Source organism: Pseudomonas kermanshahensis (genome assembly GCF_014269205.2).
Classification (GTDB): Bacteria; Pseudomonadota; Gammaproteobacteria; order Pseudomonadales; family Pseudomonadaceae; genus Aquipseudomonas; species Aquipseudomonas kermanshahensis.
Map to the genome: position 1 here is coordinate 5,125,882 of NZ_JABWRY020000001.1, position 13,184 is coordinate 5,139,065.

13 protein-coding genes are annotated in these 13,184 nt (G+C 63.6%); 8 read left to right on the top strand and 5 right to left on the bottom strand.

Going from position 1 to position 13,184, the window contains the following annotated elements; all coding sequences use genetic code 11:
* The first annotated feature begins 198 nt into the window (after window positions 1-198).
* The 7 genes from cycA to HU764_RS23020 all read left to right on the top strand — a co-directional run bounded on the left by cycA (window position 199) and on the right by HU764_RS23020 (window position 8,001).
* Entirely contained in the window at window positions 199-1,605 is a 1,407-nt protein-coding gene (cycA, locus tag HU764_RS22990) for a D-serine/D-alanine/glycine transporter (protein ID WP_027592573.1), read from the top strand.
* A 188-nt stretch (window positions 1,606-1,793) separates the two neighbouring features.
* On the top strand, window positions 1,794-3,059 hold the full coding sequence (gene urtA, locus HU764_RS22995) for an urea ABC transporter substrate-binding protein (RefSeq protein ID WP_027592572.1): 1,266 nt from the start codon (window positions 1,794-1,796) through the stop codon (window positions 3,057-3,059).
* 129 nt (window positions 3,060-3,188) lie between these two features.
* Window positions 3,189-4,676 carry an urea ABC transporter permease subunit UrtB gene (gene urtB, locus HU764_RS23000; RefSeq protein WP_186702381.1) on the top strand — a complete coding sequence of 496 codons (1,488 nt, stop codon included), beginning with the start codon at window positions 3,189-3,191 and terminating at the stop codon, window positions 4,674-4,676.
* Window positions 4,676-5,755, top strand: a complete 1,080-nt coding sequence (urtC, locus tag HU764_RS23005; RefSeq protein ID WP_027592570.1) for an urea ABC transporter permease subunit UrtC — start codon at window positions 4,676-4,678, stop codon at window positions 5,753-5,755. The genes urtB and urtC overlap by 1 nt, the downstream gene beginning before the upstream one ends.
* Window positions 5,752-6,609, top strand: coding sequence for an urea ABC transporter ATP-binding protein UrtD (gene urtD / locus HU764_RS23010; protein WP_186677400.1), 858 nt, complete (start codon window positions 5,752-5,754; stop codon window positions 6,607-6,609). Before urtC ends, urtD begins: the two co-directional genes overlap by 4 nt.
* A 146-nt stretch (window positions 6,610-6,755) precedes the next feature.
* Window positions 6,756-7,454 carry an urea ABC transporter ATP-binding subunit UrtE gene (gene urtE / locus HU764_RS23015; RefSeq protein ID WP_027592568.1) on the top strand — a complete coding sequence of 233 codons (699 nt, stop codon included), beginning with the start codon at window positions 6,756-6,758 and terminating at the stop codon, window positions 7,452-7,454.
* A gap of 31 nt (window positions 7,455-7,485) precedes the next feature.
* On the top strand, window positions 7,486-8,001 hold the full coding sequence (locus HU764_RS23020; RefSeq protein WP_186677396.1) for a GNAT family N-acetyltransferase: 516 nt from the start codon (window positions 7,486-7,488) through the stop codon (window positions 7,999-8,001).
* Window positions 8,002-8,133: 132 nt separating this feature from the next.
* On the opposite strand, the gene HU764_RS23025 is transcribed toward HU764_RS23020, so the two are convergent.
* Both HU764_RS23025 and cbpA read right to left on the bottom strand, forming a co-directional pair.
* Entirely contained in the window at window positions 8,134-8,439 is a 306-nt protein-coding gene (locus tag HU764_RS23025; RefSeq protein WP_027592566.1) for a chaperone modulator CbpM, read from the bottom strand.
* Between the two features lie 2 nt (window positions 8,440-8,441).
* Complete coding sequence (gene cbpA / locus HU764_RS23030; protein WP_027592565.1) at window positions 8,442-9,398, bottom strand: curved DNA-binding protein; 957 nt, start codon at window positions 9,396-9,398, stop codon at window positions 8,442-8,444.
* Window positions 9,399-9,562: 164 nt separating this feature from the next.
* Here cbpA and HU764_RS23035 point away from each other — a divergent pair, with 164 nt between their 5' ends.
* Entirely contained in the window at window positions 9,563-10,834 is a 1,272-nt protein-coding gene (locus HU764_RS23035) for an Hsp70 family protein (protein WP_085272321.1), read from the top strand.
* A 127-nt stretch (window positions 10,835-10,961) separates the two neighbouring features.
* Here the strand turns inward: HU764_RS23035 and HU764_RS23040 are convergent, their stop codons facing one another.
* From HU764_RS23040 to HU764_RS23050, 3 genes are all read right to left on the bottom strand, one after another.
* On the bottom strand, window positions 10,962-11,969 hold the full coding sequence (locus tag HU764_RS23040; protein WP_186677393.1) for an AI-2E family transporter: 1,008 nt from the start codon (window positions 11,967-11,969) through the stop codon (window positions 10,962-10,964).
* 71 nt (window positions 11,970-12,040) lie between these two features.
* Window positions 12,041-12,325, bottom strand: coding sequence for a PsiF family protein (locus HU764_RS23045; RefSeq protein WP_027592562.1), 285 nt, complete (start codon window positions 12,323-12,325; stop codon window positions 12,041-12,043).
* A 63-nt stretch (window positions 12,326-12,388) separates the two neighbouring features.
* A complete protein-coding gene (locus tag HU764_RS23050) occupies window positions 12,389-13,177 on the bottom strand; it encodes an AraC family transcriptional regulator (protein ID WP_027592561.1) in 789 nt (262 codons plus the stop codon).
* Window positions 13,178-13,184 lie beyond the last annotated feature (7 nt).

Here is a 13,184-nt window from a genome sequence, read left to right on the forward strand (position 1 = left end):
AAGCCCGCTCCCACAGGGTGACGTGCTTCTCAAGCGCAACACAATACCTGTGGGAGCGGGCTTGCCCGCGAAGAGGCCGGCAACAGGTACAACGCTGCACCGCAAAGGTCGTGTCGATCTGTCGCGCCCCGAACTGGGACGCCCGTGTTAGCCTACTCGGCTTTCACAAAAAGACTGACCCTCAATGGAATGCAGCCAATGACCCGGACCTCTTCCCCGCCCGCTGAAGAGCAGCATCTGCAGCGCAACCTGACCAACCGTCACATTCAGCTCATCGCCATCGGTGGCGCGATCGGCACCGGCCTGTTCATGGGCTCGGGCAAGACCATCAGCCTCGCCGGCCCGTCGATCATCTTCGTGTACATGATCATCGGCTTCATGCTGTTCTTCGTCATGCGCGCCATGGGCGAATTGCTGCTGTCGAACCTCAACTACAAGTCGTTCATCGACTTCTCGGCCGACCTGCTCGGCCCCTGGGCTGGCTACTTCACTGGCTGGACCTACTGGTTCTGCTGGGTAGTCACCGGTATCGCCGACGTGGTCGCGATTGCCGCCTACACGCAATTCTGGTTCCCCGACCTGCCGCAGTGGATACCCGCGCTGACCTGCGTGGCGGTACTGCTGTCGCTGAACCTGGTTACCGTGAAGATGTTCGGCGAACTCGAGTTCTGGTTCGCGCTGATCAAGATCGTCGCCATCCTCGGCCTGGTCGCCACCGGCCTGTACATGGTCATCAGCGGCTTCGAATCGCCGAGCGGGCGCACCGCGCAACTGGCCAACCTGTGGAATGACGGCGGTATGTTCCCTAATGGCCTGATGGGCTTCTTTGCCGGGTTCCAGATTGCCGTGTTCGCCTTCGTCGGTATCGAGCTGGTCGGCACCACCGCCGCGGAAGCGAAGAACCCCGAACGCACCTTGCCACGGGCGATCAACTCGATCCCGATCCGTATCATCGTGTTCTACGTGCTGGCGCTGATCGCGATCATGGCCGTGACCCCGTGGCGCGATGTGGTCCCGGGCAAGAGCCCATTCGTCGAACTGTTCGTGCTGGCCGGCCTGCCAGCGGCGGCCAGCATCATCAACTTCGTGGTGCTGACCTCGGCCGCCTCGTCGGCCAACAGTGGCGTGTTCTCTACCAGCCGCATGCTGTTCGGCCTCGCCCAGGAAGGCGATGCCCCCCGCGCGTTCGAGAAGCTGTCGCGGCGCGCCGTGCCGGCCAACGGCCTGTACTTCTCGTGCACCTGCCTGCTGTTGGGCGCGGTGCTGATCTACCTGGTGCCCGATGTGGTCGAGGCGTTCACCCTGGTCACCACGGTGTCGGCGGTGCTGTTCATGTTCGTCTGGACGCTGATCCTGCTGTCGTACCTCAGCTACCGCAAACGCCGCGCCGCACTGCACCAGGCGTCGAAGTACAAAATGCCCGGCGGGCGCTTCATGTGCTACGTGTGCCTGGTGTTCTTTGCCGGCATTCTGGTGCTGCTGAGCCTGGAAGACGACACCCGCGCAGCGCTGCTGGTGACGCCGATCTGGTTCGTGCTGCTGGCAGTGACCTACCAGGGTGTGCGCAGCAAACGCCATCCGCGCACGGCGGTGCGTAACGGCTGATGCCGCATGGGGCTGCTTTGCAGCCCCAATCCTGTGCACACACATCTGTAAGGCACCAACCTGGACCTCGCAAACGCCCCAACACCTCGCACACCCCCTCTATTACGCACCTTCCGCCACTCGGCACACCCCTTGCAACGCCCCTCCCGCTTGGCCAACACCATAAAAAATCTCAGCGGAGAGAGCACATGAAGCGTCGCAGTCTGATCAAGGCCTTTACCCTCAGCGCATCGATTGCGGCGATGGGTCTTAGCTGGAGCATCCAGGCCGCCGAGACCATCAAGGTCGGCATCCTGCATTCGCTGTCCGGGACCATGGCCATTTCCGAAACGTCGCTCAAGGACATGGCGCTGATGACCATCGACCAGATCAACGCCAAGGGCGGTGTGAACGGCAAGATGCTCGAAGCGGTGGTGGTCGACCCAGCGTCCAACTGGCCGCTGTTCGCCGAAAAGAGCCGTCAGCTGCTGACCCAGGACAAGGTCGCCGTGGTGTTCGGCTGCTGGACGTCGGTGTCGCGCAAATCGGTGCTGCCGGTGTTCGAGGAGCTCAACGGCCTGCTGTTCTACCCGGTGCAGTACGAAGGCGAAGAGATGTCGCCGAACGTGTTCTACACCGGCGCCGCGCCTAACCAGCAGGCCATCCCCGCCGTGGAATACGTGATGAGCGAAGAAGGCGGCAGCGCCAAGCGCTTCTTCCTGCTGGGTACCGACTACGTGTACCCGCGCACCACCAACAAGATCCTGCGCGCCTTCCTGCACAGCAAGGGCGTGGCCGACAAGGACATCGAAGAGGTCTACACCCCGTTCGGCCACGCCGATTACCAAACCATCGTCGCCAACATCAAGAAGTTCTCCGCGGGCGGCAAGACGGCGGTCATCTCCACCGTCAACGGCGACTCCAACGTGCCGTTCTACAAAGAGCTGGCCAACCAAGGCCTGAAAGCCACCGACGTGCCCGTGGTGGCGTTCTCGGTGGGTGAGGAAGAACTGCGCGGCATCGACACCAAGCCGCTGGTGGGCCACCTGGCCGCGTGGAACTACTTCGAGTCGGTGGATAACCCGGTCAACCAGAAGTTCGTCGCCGACTGGAAGGCCTACGCCAAGGCCAAGAACCTGCCGGGCGCCGACAAGGCGGTGACCAACGACCCGATGGAAGCCACTTATGTGGGCATCCATATGTGGGCGCAGGCGGCTGAAAAAGCCAAGTCCACCGATGTCGACAAGGTGCGCGAGGCACTGGCTGGCCAGAGCTTCCAGGCACCGTCCGGCTTCACCCTGACCATGGACAAGACCAACCACCACCTGCACAAGCCGGTGATGATCGGCGAGATCCAGGATGACGGGCAGTTCAGTGTGGTCTGGGAAACCGAGCAGCCGCTGCGGGCACAGCCTTGGAGCCCGTTCATTCCGGGCAACGACAAACGCCCTGACTATGCGGTGAAAGGTAACTGAGTGCACGGGGCCGCTGTGCGGCCCATTCGCGGGGCAAGCCCGCTCCCACAGAGATCGCTTTACACAAGTTCACTGTGGGAGCGGGCTTGCCCCGCGAAGAATCCACCGCCGATTTCCAGGATTACCCGCATGCTCAGACTCCTGCTCACCCTGCTGCTCCTGCTGCCCCTGGCAACCCAGGCCAGTGAGGGCGAATTCTTCCTCACCGCCAAGCCCGCCGAGCAAGCCCGCCTGCTCGAAAGCTGGGCAGCCCAACCCGATGCCGAGCGCCTGCCGCTGCTGGAAAACCTGCGCCAAGGCCGCATCGCCGAGGGCGACACCCGCAAGGTGCGCCTGAACAACCGCCTGCGCAGCCTGATCGACAACGCCCTGGCCAGCCACCAGTTGCTCAGCGACAACAGCGACACTCGCCTGGCCGCTGCCCAGCAACTGCAAAAGAGCGCGCAACCCGCACAGATGGCCTTCCTCGACCGGCGCTTTGCCAGCGAACCGGACGCAGCCGTACACGCAGCCCTGGGCCTGGCCTTGGCCAACCTGCAACTGGGTGCCAGCGAACCTGCCGTACGCCTGGCCGCCGTGCGTTTGCTGGGCGAGACCGGCGACCCGGTCGCCCGTACGCGCCTGGAAGCGCTGCTGCAGCCCGGCGTCGAAAGCGACGCCGCCGTGCGCACGGCGGCTGAAACCAGCCTGGCCCAGGTCAAACGCAAACTCATGGTCGGCGAACTGCTCGGCCAAGCCTTCAGCGGCCTGTCGCTGGGCTCGATCCTGCTGCTGGCAGCCCTGGGCCTGGCGATTACCTTCGGCCTGCTCGGGGTGATCAACATGGCCCATGGCGAGATGCTCATGCTCGGGGCCTACAGCACCTACATGGTCCAGGTGCTGCTGCAGCGTTACGCCCCCGGCGCGATCGAGTTCTACCCGCTGATCGCCCTGCCCGTGGCCTTCGCCGTCAGCGCCGGGGTCGGCATGGCGCTGGAGCGCACGGTGATCCGTCACCTTTACGGCCGCCCACTGGAAACCTTGTTGGCAACCTGGGGGATCAGCCTGATCCTGATCCAGGCCATCCGCCTACTGTTCGGCGCGCAGAACGTCGAAGTGAGCAACCCGGCGTGGTTGTCCGGCGGTATCCAACTGCTGCCCAACCTGGTGCTGCCGTACAACCGCCTGGTGATCATCGGCTTCGCCCTCGCCGTGGTACTGCTCACCTGGCTGCTGCTCAACCGCACGCGGCTTGGCCTTAACGTGCGCGCAGTGACCCAGAACCGCAACATGGCCGCCTGCTGTGGTGTGTCCACCGGGCGCGTCGACATGCTCGCCTTTGGCCTGGGCTCGGGCATCGCCGGGCTGGGTGGCGTGGCCTTGAGCCAGGTCGGCAACGTCGGCCCGGACCTTGGCCAAAGCTACATCATCGACTCGTTCCTGGTGGTGGTGCTCGGCGGTGTCGGGCAACTGGCTGGCAGCCTCTGGGCCGCCTTCGGTCTCGGCATCGCCAACAAGCTGCTGGAGCCGCAGATCGGCGCGGTGCTTGGCAAGATCCTCATCCTTGCGTTGATCATTCTGTTCATCCAGAAGCGCCCGCAAGGCCTGTTCGCCCTCAAGGGACGGGTAATCGACTGATGAACCAGCCACTGCTTGTCACCGCTTCGCAAAAAGCCGGGCCGCGCCTGTCGCTGGCCATCGGCGCTGTCGTCGTCCTGCTGTTGCTGGCCCTGCCGCTGCTGTCGTTATTGCCGGCGGACCATGCCCTGCAGGTTTCGGCCTACACCCTGACACTGGTCGGCAAGATCCTCTGCTATGCCATCGTCGCCCTGGCCCTGGACCTGGTCTGGGGCTATGCCGGGCTGCTGTCGCTGGGCCACGGCCTGTTCTTCGCCCTCGGTGGCTACGCCATGGGCATGTACCTGATGCGCCAGGCCGCCGGGGACGGGCTGCCGGGTTTCATGACCTTCCTGTCGTGGACCGAACTGCCTTGGTACTGGGCCGGTACTCAGCATTTTGCCTGGGCGCTGTGCCTGGTGGTGCTGGCGCCGGGCCTGCTGGCGCTGGTGTTCGGCTTTTTCGCCTTCCGTTCGCGGATCAAGGGCGTGTACTTCTCGATCATGACCCAGGCCCTGACCTTTGCCGGCATGCTGCTGTTCTTCCGTAACGAAACCGGGTTTGGCGGCAACAACGGCTTCACCAGCTTCCGCACCATCCTGGGCTTCGACATCGCCGCGCAAGGCACCCGCGCGGTGCTGTTCCTGCTCACTGTCGGCCTGCTGCTGGCCAGCCTGTACCTGTGTTGGCGCCTGACCCAAAGCAAATTCGGCCGCCTGCTCACCGCCGTGCGCGACGCTGAAAACCGCCTGATGTTCTGCGGCTACGACCCACGCGGTTTCAAGCTGCTGGTGTGGGTGCTGAGCGCCGTGCTGTGCGGCCTTGCCGGTGCGCTGTACGTGCCTCAAGTGGGCATCATCAACCCCAGCGAGATGTCGCCGACCAACTCCATCGAGGCCGCCGTGTGGGTCGCCCTTGGCGGGCGTGGCACGTTGATTGGCCCGCTGCTCGGCGCTGGCCTGGTCAACGGCATGAAGAGCTGGTTCACCGTGGCCTTCCCGGAGTTCTGGCTGTTCTTCCTCGGTGCGCTGTTCATTCTCGTCACCCTGTACCTGCCCAAGGGCGTGGTCGGTCTGTTGAAGAAAAGGAGCCAACCATGAGAGGCGTGCCCCCTGTGCATCCAGAATTCATGCTTGAACCGGTGTTCGACAACCTCGGCGCCGGCCGCGACGCCATCGGCCTGGGCAGCCGCCGTACAGCGGGCCTGGACACCCGCCATGGCACGGTGCTGAGCCTGGAAGACATCAGCGTCAGCTTCGATGGTTTCAAGGCCCTCAACGCGCTCAACCTGTACATCGGCGTCGGTGAACTGCGCTGCATCATTGGCCCCAACGGTGCCGGCAAGACCACGATGATGGACGTGATCACCGGCAAGACCCGCCCCGACACCGGCAGCGCGTTCTTTGGCGACACCCTCGACCTGACCCGCATGAGCGAATACCAGATCGCCCAGGCCGGCATCGGCCGCAAGTTCCAGAAGCCGACGGTGTTCGAAGCACTGACCGTGTTCGAGAACCTGGAGCTGGCCCTGAAGACTGACAAGTCGGTGTGGGCCAGCCTGGCCGCGCGGTTGAGTGGTGAGCAACAGCAGCGCATCGACGAGGTGCTCACCACCTTGCGCCTGCAATCCCTGGCGCAGCGCCAGGCGGGGTTGCTGTCTCACGGCCAGAAGCAGTTCCTGGAGATCGGCATGTTGCTGGTGCAAGAACCACAACTGCTGCTGCTCGATGAACCGGTGGCCGGCATGACCGACGCCGAGACCGAGTTCACCGCCGAACTGTTCAAGGGCCTGGCCGGCAAGCATTCGCTGATGGTGGTGGAGCACGACATGGGGTTTGTCGGGAGCATTGCCGACCATGTGACCGTGCTGCACCAAGGTAGCGTGCTGGCGGAGGGGTCGCTGGAGCAGGTGCAGGCGGATGAGCGCGTGGTCGAGGTGTACCTGGGCCGATGATTCAAACAGCCTGCACCGGCCTCTTCGCGGGGCAAGCCCGCTCCCACAGGGGATCACTCCATCCGAAAACTGTGGTGAACCTGTGGGAGCGGGCTTGCCCCGCGAAGGGGCCGGTGCAGCCACAACAAGAAACTCAGGGACATGACATGCTCAAGATTGACACCCTGCACCAATACTACGGCGGCAGCCACATCCTGCGCGGCCTGTCCTTCGAGGCCAAGGTCGGCGAAGTCACCTGCCTGCTGGGCCGCAACGGCGTGGGCAAGACCACCCTGCTGCGCTGCCTGATGGGCCTGGTCGCCGCCCGCGAAGGCAGCGTCGAATGGGAAGGCAAGCCGATCACCACGCTCAAGCCCCAGCAACGGGTCCACGCCGGCATCGCCTACGTGCCCCAAGGCCGCGAGATCTTCCCGCGGCTGACCGTGGAAGAAAACCTGCTGATGGGCCTGTCGCGCTTTCCCGCCCGCGAGGCCCGCGAAGTGCCCGCCTTCATCTACGAGCTGTTCCCGGTACTGGAACAGATGAAACAGCGCCGCGGCGGCGACTTGTCTGGGGGCCAGCAGCAGCAACTTGCCATTGGCCGTGCCCTGGCCAGCCGCCCGCGCCTGCTGATTCTCGACGAGCCCACCGAAGGCATCCAGCCCTCGGTGATCAAGGAAATCGGCGCGGTCATCCGGCGCCTGGCCGAGCGTGGCGACATGGCCATCCTGCTGGTCGAGCAGTTCTACGACTTTGCCGAAGAACTGGCCGACCAGTACCTGGTGATGGCGCGTGGCGAGATCATCCAGCGTGGGCGTGGTGAAAACATGCAAGCCGAGGGTGTACGCGGGCTGGTAACCATTTAATCTGCGCCCATCGACCTTGTGAGACGCTGCAATGAGCCACGAAATCCGCGACGCCTTGCCCGCCGACGTGCCGGGTATCCTCGACATCTACAACGACGCCGTGCGCAACACCACGGCGATCTGGAACGAAACCCCGGTGGACCTGGCCAACCGCCAGGCCTGGTTCGAGGCCAGGGCACAACAGGGCTACCCGATCCTGGTGGCAGTGGATGAGACCGGCGTGCTGGGGTATGCATCGTTCGGCGACTGGCGGCCGTTCGAGGGTTTTCGCCATACCGTCGAGCACTCGGTGTATATCCGTGGCGACCAGCGCGGCAAGGGTTTGGGGCCGGTGTTGATGGCCGCGTTGATCGAGCGTGCGCGGGGCTGTGGCAAGCACGTGATGGTGGCAGCGATCGAAAGTGGCAATGCGGCGTCGGTACGCCTGCATGAGCGGCTGGGGTTCGTGGTGACCGGGCAGATGCCGCAGGTGGGGGTGAAGTTTGGGCGGTGGCTGGACCTGACCTTCATGCAACTGGTGCTGAACCCGGGGGCTGAGCCCGCTTAAGTATTGTGCTGGCTGTACCGGCCACTTCGCGGGACAAGCCCGCTCCCACAGGTACCCCACTGTAATCTGATTCAGTGCGGTACCTGTGGGAGCGGGCTTGTCCCGCGAAGAGGCCGGTGCAGGCAGACAGACTCACATCTGGATAAACCTACCTAAGCGCTGCTTCAGCATGCTGTTCTCACTGCGCAACTGCTGCACTTCCTGCAGCAGCTCCAGCGCCAGCGCCACGCCTTCCCACTCCAGTTCCAACTCTTGGTGCAGCTTCGCCGCACGCTTGGCCAAAAGCGGCGCCTGATCGTCGAACAACCAATCCTCGGGCGTTCGCCCAGAGGGTTCGACGATGCCGTGTTCGACTATTTCGATCACGTAGTCGGCCGTAATATCGGCCTCCTGGCAGAGGGTGCGCATGTCCAGTTGAACGATCAAGGTGCTGCTCATGATCACTTACTCCATTGTGCCCTCGGGTTGAACGCGGCCTTCTCGGAAAGCTTGGCCCACAGTTCACGGGTAGACTCGTCGGATGCCGTCGGCATCACCACTTTCAGCTGCGCGTAGAGGTTGCCGCGCTCGCCCTGCTTGTTGGCCAGGCCCTTGCCCGGTACCCGCAGGCGTTGGCCGCTCTGGCTGTCGGGGCGGATGGTCAGGTTGATCTTGCCGTCCAGGGTCGGCACCGCCACCTTGGTGCCCAGCGCAGCCTCCCACGGTGCCAATGGCACGGTGATGATCAAGTCATGACCTTCGACATCGAACAGCGGATGCGGTGCCATGCGGATGGTCAGGAACAGGTCGCCATTGGGCCCGCCGCCACTGCCCGGCGCACCCTGGCCCTTGAGGCGAATGCGCTCGCCGTCGGTCACCCCGGCAGGGATCTTGACGTTCAGGGTCTTGGTGGTGAACCCGGTGCGCTGCCCGGCAGCATTGGTTTGCGGCACCTGGAAGCTGATCTGCTTGGACTCCTTGCTCAGGGTCTCCTCAAGGAAAACCGCCAGTTCCAGCTCCACGTCCTGCCCTCGCCTGCCTGCACTGCGCTGTTGCCGGGCGCCACCAAAGGGGTTGCCCCCGCGCGCGCCAAAAATCGAGCTGAAGAAGTCGGAGAAGTCGCCACCTTCGAAACCACCACCAGCACCACCGCCCCGGTTTTCCCAGCCCGGCGGCGCCTGGAACGGCCGGCCATGCTGGCCGCCGTACTTGCGGATTTCGTCGAATTCGGCACGTTTCTGCGCGTCGCCCAGCACTTCGTAGGCCTCGTTGGCCTCTTTGAACTTGTCCTCGGCGTCGCGCTCCTTGCTGACATCGGGGTGATACTTGCGCGCCAGCTTGCGGTACGCGGCCTTGATCGCCTTATCATCCGCCGTGGGCTCTACGCCAAGTATCTTGTAATAGTCTTTGAAGTCCATCTGTGGATCACCAATGTGAAATTGCGTGTTGCAACTGAAGATAGGGGTCAAGCATAGCCTTTCAAGGCCCACTTGGGATTGCTGCATGGCAGACGACTGGTCTTGATTCTCTTGCCAACTGGCATAAACTGCGCGGCCGTTTTGCCTCCGGAAGCCCTTTTCCCATGTCTGACGTATCCCCGGCCCGCGCCCTGGGCATCGACTTTGGCACCTCTAACTCCACGGTCGGCTGGCACCGCCCTGGTACTGAGTCGCTGATCGCCCTGGAAGACGGCAAGATCACCCTGCCTTCGGTGGTCTTCTTCAACATCGAGGAGCGTCGCCCGGTGTATGGTCGCCTGGCGTTGCACGAATACCTGGAAGGCTACGAAGGCCGCCTGATGCGCTCGCTCAAGAGCCTGCTCGGCTCCAAGCTGATCAAGCACGACACCAGCGTGCTGGGCAGCGCCCTGCCGTTCAAGGACCTGCTGGGCATGTTTATCGGCGAGCTGAAAAAGCGCGCTGAAACCGCCGCCGAGCGCAGCTTCGATCAGGTGGTGCTGGGCCGTCCGGTGTTTTTCGTCGATGAAGACCCGGCCGCCGACCAGGAAGCCGAGGACACCTTGGCCGACGTGGCACGCAAGATCGGCTTCAAGGACGTGTCGTTCCAGTACGAACCGATTGCCGCAGCCTTCGACTACGAGTCGAGCATCAGCCGTGAAGAGTTGGTACTGATCGTCGATATCGGCGGTGGTACCTCCGACTTTACCCTGATCCGCCTGTCGCCCGAGCGCCACCTGGTGGCAGAACGCCAAAGCGACATTCTCGCCACCGGCGGCGTGCACATTGGCGGTACCGACTTCGACAAGCAACTGAGCCTGCAGGGCGTGATGCCGCTGTTCGGCTATGGCAGCCGGATGAAGAGCGGTGCGCTGATGCCGACCAGCTATCACCTCAACCTGGCCACCTGGCACACGATCAACGCCCTGTATTCGCAGAAGTCCCAGCTGGCCCTGGGCAACATGCGCTACGACATCGAAGACACCCTGGGCATCGACCGCTTGTTCAAGTTGATCGAACAGCGCGCCGGCCACTGGCTGGCGATGGAAGTGGAAGCCAGCAAGATCGAGCTGACCGAGCACGACAGCCGCCATATCGACCTGCGCCGGGTAGAGCCGGAGCTGACAGCGGAGCTGACCCGTGCCGTGTTCGAAGCGGCAATCGAAGGCCTGCTGGAGCGCGTGCGCGGCAGCGTCAGCGAGCTGCTGAACAAGGCGGGCGTCAGCGAAGGGCAGGTGGATACCGTCTTCTTCACCGGGGGTTCGAGCGGGATCCCGGCGCTGCGTAACAGCGTGGCGGCGATGCTGCCCAATGCCCGGCATGTGGAAGGCAACATCTTCGGCAGCATTGGTAGCGGATTGGCGATTGAGGCGCGTAAGCGCTACGGCTCGATCTGATAAACCTCTATAGCCTGCGCTGGCCTCTTCGCGGGGCAAGCCCGCTCCCACAGGATCACCATTGCCGCTGTGCTGTAGGTAATCCTGTGGGAGCGGGCTTGCCCCGCGAAGAGGCCGGCGCAGGAGATCAGACCAGCTCCGCCCGCCGCAGCTCACTCTTCAGGTAGGCATAGTAGATCGGCCCCGCCACCACCCCCGGCAAGCCGAAGGCCGCCTCGAACACCAGCATCGCCAGCAACAGCTCCCACGACTTGGCACTGATCTGCCCGCCGACGATCCGCGCGTTGAGGAAGTACTCGACCTTGTGGATAACGATCAGATAGCCCAACGCCGCCAGCGCCACCCAGATCGACAACGACAACCCGACAATGGTGATCAGGGTGTTGGACATCAGGTTGCCGATCACCGGCAGCAGCCCGAGCAGGAAGGTCAGCACGATCAGTGTCTTGGTCAGCGGCAGGTGCACACCGAACAGCGGCAGCACCACGGCCAGGAAGAGGCCGGTGAAGGTGGTGTTGAGCAGCGAAATCTTGATCTGCGCGAAGACAATGTTGCGAAACGCCTGCACCAGCAGGCTCAGGCGTTCGAACAGCGCTGCCGCCAACGGCTTGCGTCGCGAGATGTCAGGGATGCGCTGCAGGGCAACGATGGCGCCAAGGATCATGCCGATCAGCAAGGTGACGAACATGTGCGCCATGCCCTTGCCCACCAATTGCAGCTCACCCAGGTGGCTCTTGAGCCAGTCACCGATGGCCACTTTAAACTCGGCGGCACTGGCCGGCAGGTAGCCTTCGATGAACGGCGGCAACTGCCCACGGGCCCGCTCGACCAGGGCCATGAACTTGTCCAGCGAAGCCCCGGGGTTTTCTGCCTCGTGCAGCAGGAAGCTGAACGCGCCGGCGATCAGCAGGGTCAGGGTGGTAACCACCAACGTGCCGAGCAGGGCCACGGCCAGCCAACGCGCACGTTGCCCGGCGATCAGCGGCTGCAACCGTGGCGTCAGCATGTTGACCAGTTCGAACACCAGCAAACCGGCTAGCAGGCTCGGCAGCAACTTCAGGGGCAACGCCAGCAGCAGGCCGGCAAACACGATGATCCAGCTGGCCAGGGTGACCTGGCGGGGGGTGAAAGTCATACAGCCTCAGGGGCAGACAACGGAAAAGACCCGCAGTCTGCCAGCCTTCGTCCTACAGGCATAGGCGCAGGTCATTTCTTCTTCAGGCAGTCGCTCATGAACGCTTTGCGCTCGTCACCCTTGAGTGCCTTGGTGCTGGCGTCGGCGTTGCAGGTCTTCATCTTTTCCTGCTGGGTGGCAGGCACGCTCTTCTTCAGGCAGTTGCTCATGAACGCCTTGCGTTCGTCGCCCTTGAGCGCCTTGGCGGTGGCGTCGGCGTTACACGAGGTCATCTTTTCCTGTTGCGCGGTGGCGGCGAACCCTTGCGCGCTGAACAACACAGCCAACACCAGCAGTGGCATTTGCAACAGCTTCATGGAGTGGTCTCCCTGTTTCCGCGCCCGATGCGCGGTGGTGCCACTGAGTGTAGACAAGAATTTTTACAGCTCAGCCCGCGACTGGCGCCGGTACTGCTCCGGCGTGCAGTGGGCCTGGCGTTGGAACATGGCGATGAAGGCCGAGCCGCTGCTGTAGCCAAGGTCGAAGGCAATGGCCTGAATCGGCAAGCCCGCTTCCAGCGCCTCGATGGCGCGTAAAAAGCGCAGGCGCAGGCGCCATTCACCGAAACTGATGCCCAGTTCGCGAAGAAACTGGCGGGCCAGAGTACGTTCGCTGACATGCACCTGCGCGGCCCAGTCGGCCAGCGGGCGGTTGTCTCCCGGGGCGTGGCTCAAGGCGTCGAGCACCTGGCCCAGGCCCTCGCTGCGGGCGAAGGGCAGGTAGCAGGTTTGGGTCGGGGCCAGCAGCAACTGGTCGAGCAGTACCTGCACCAGGCGCTGGTCGCGTTCATCTTGCGCCACCTTCAGGTCACGCCGGGCGAAGTCGCCAAGGATGGCCTTGAGGATGTCGCTGATGACCAGGCTGCACGGTTGTTGCGGCAGGTCGGCGCACAGGCTGCGCGCCAGGTAGACCGAGCGGTAGACGATGGCCTGGGGGTTGTAACAGCCATGCTCGGTGCCCGGCGGCACCCAGACGGCGTAGTGCGGCGGCGAGAGAAAGCGCTGGCCTTCAACGTCCAGGTGCATGACGCCGTGGGCCGCGTAGTTCAGTTGGCCCCAGGTGTGGCGGTGTGGCGCGCTGTGGGTGTCGGCGCCAAATTCGTCATGGCGGAAGTACACCGGCGCCGGGAGTTGGTCGAAGCCGGGGATGTCGAGGTATTTGCGCGGCATGCTGTCT

What these genes read in the sequence shown, in the direction of transcription:
- urtC (WP_027592570.1), top strand. Translation starts at nt 4,676, where the DNA reads ATGAACCAGCCACTGCTTGTCACCGCTTCGCAAAAAGCCGGGCCGCGC.
- urtA (WP_027592572.1), top strand. Translation starts at nt 1,794, where the DNA reads ATGAAGCGTCGCAGTCTGATCAAGGCCTTTACCCTCAGCGCATCGATT.
- cycA (WP_027592573.1), top strand. Translation starts at nt 199, where the DNA reads ATGACCCGGACCTCTTCCCCGCCCGCTGAAGAGCAGCATCTGCAGCGC.
- cbpA (WP_027592565.1), bottom strand. Translation starts at nt 9,398, where the DNA reads ATGGACTTCAAAGACTATTACAAGATACTTGGCGTAGAGCCCACGGCG.
- HU764_RS23040 (WP_186677393.1), bottom strand. Translation starts at nt 11,969, where the DNA reads ATGACTTTCACCCCCCGCCAGGTCACCCTGGCCAGCTGGATCATCGTG.
- HU764_RS23045 (WP_027592562.1), bottom strand. Translation starts at nt 12,325, where the DNA reads ATGAAGCTGTTGCAAATGCCACTGCTGGTGTTGGCTGTGTTGTTCAGC.
- HU764_RS23025 (WP_027592566.1), bottom strand. Translation starts at nt 8,439, where the DNA reads ATGAGCAGCACCTTGATCGTTCAACTGGACATGCGCACCCTCTGCCAG.
- urtB (WP_186702381.1), top strand. Translation starts at nt 3,189, where the DNA reads ATGCTCAGACTCCTGCTCACCCTGCTGCTCCTGCTGCCCCTGGCAACC.
- HU764_RS23050 (WP_027592561.1), bottom strand. Translation starts at nt 13,177, where the DNA reads ATGCCGCGCAAATACCTCGACATCCCCGGCTTCGACCAACTCCCGGCG.
- HU764_RS23035 (WP_085272321.1), top strand. Translation starts at nt 9,563, where the DNA reads ATGTCTGACGTATCCCCGGCCCGCGCCCTGGGCATCGACTTTGGCACC.
- urtE (WP_027592568.1), top strand. Translation starts at nt 6,756, where the DNA reads ATGCTCAAGATTGACACCCTGCACCAATACTACGGCGGCAGCCACATC.
- HU764_RS23020 (WP_186677396.1), top strand. Translation starts at nt 7,486, where the DNA reads ATGAGCCACGAAATCCGCGACGCCTTGCCCGCCGACGTGCCGGGTATC.
- urtD (WP_186677400.1), top strand. Translation starts at nt 5,752, where the DNA reads ATGAGAGGCGTGCCCCCTGTGCATCCAGAATTCATGCTTGAACCGGTG.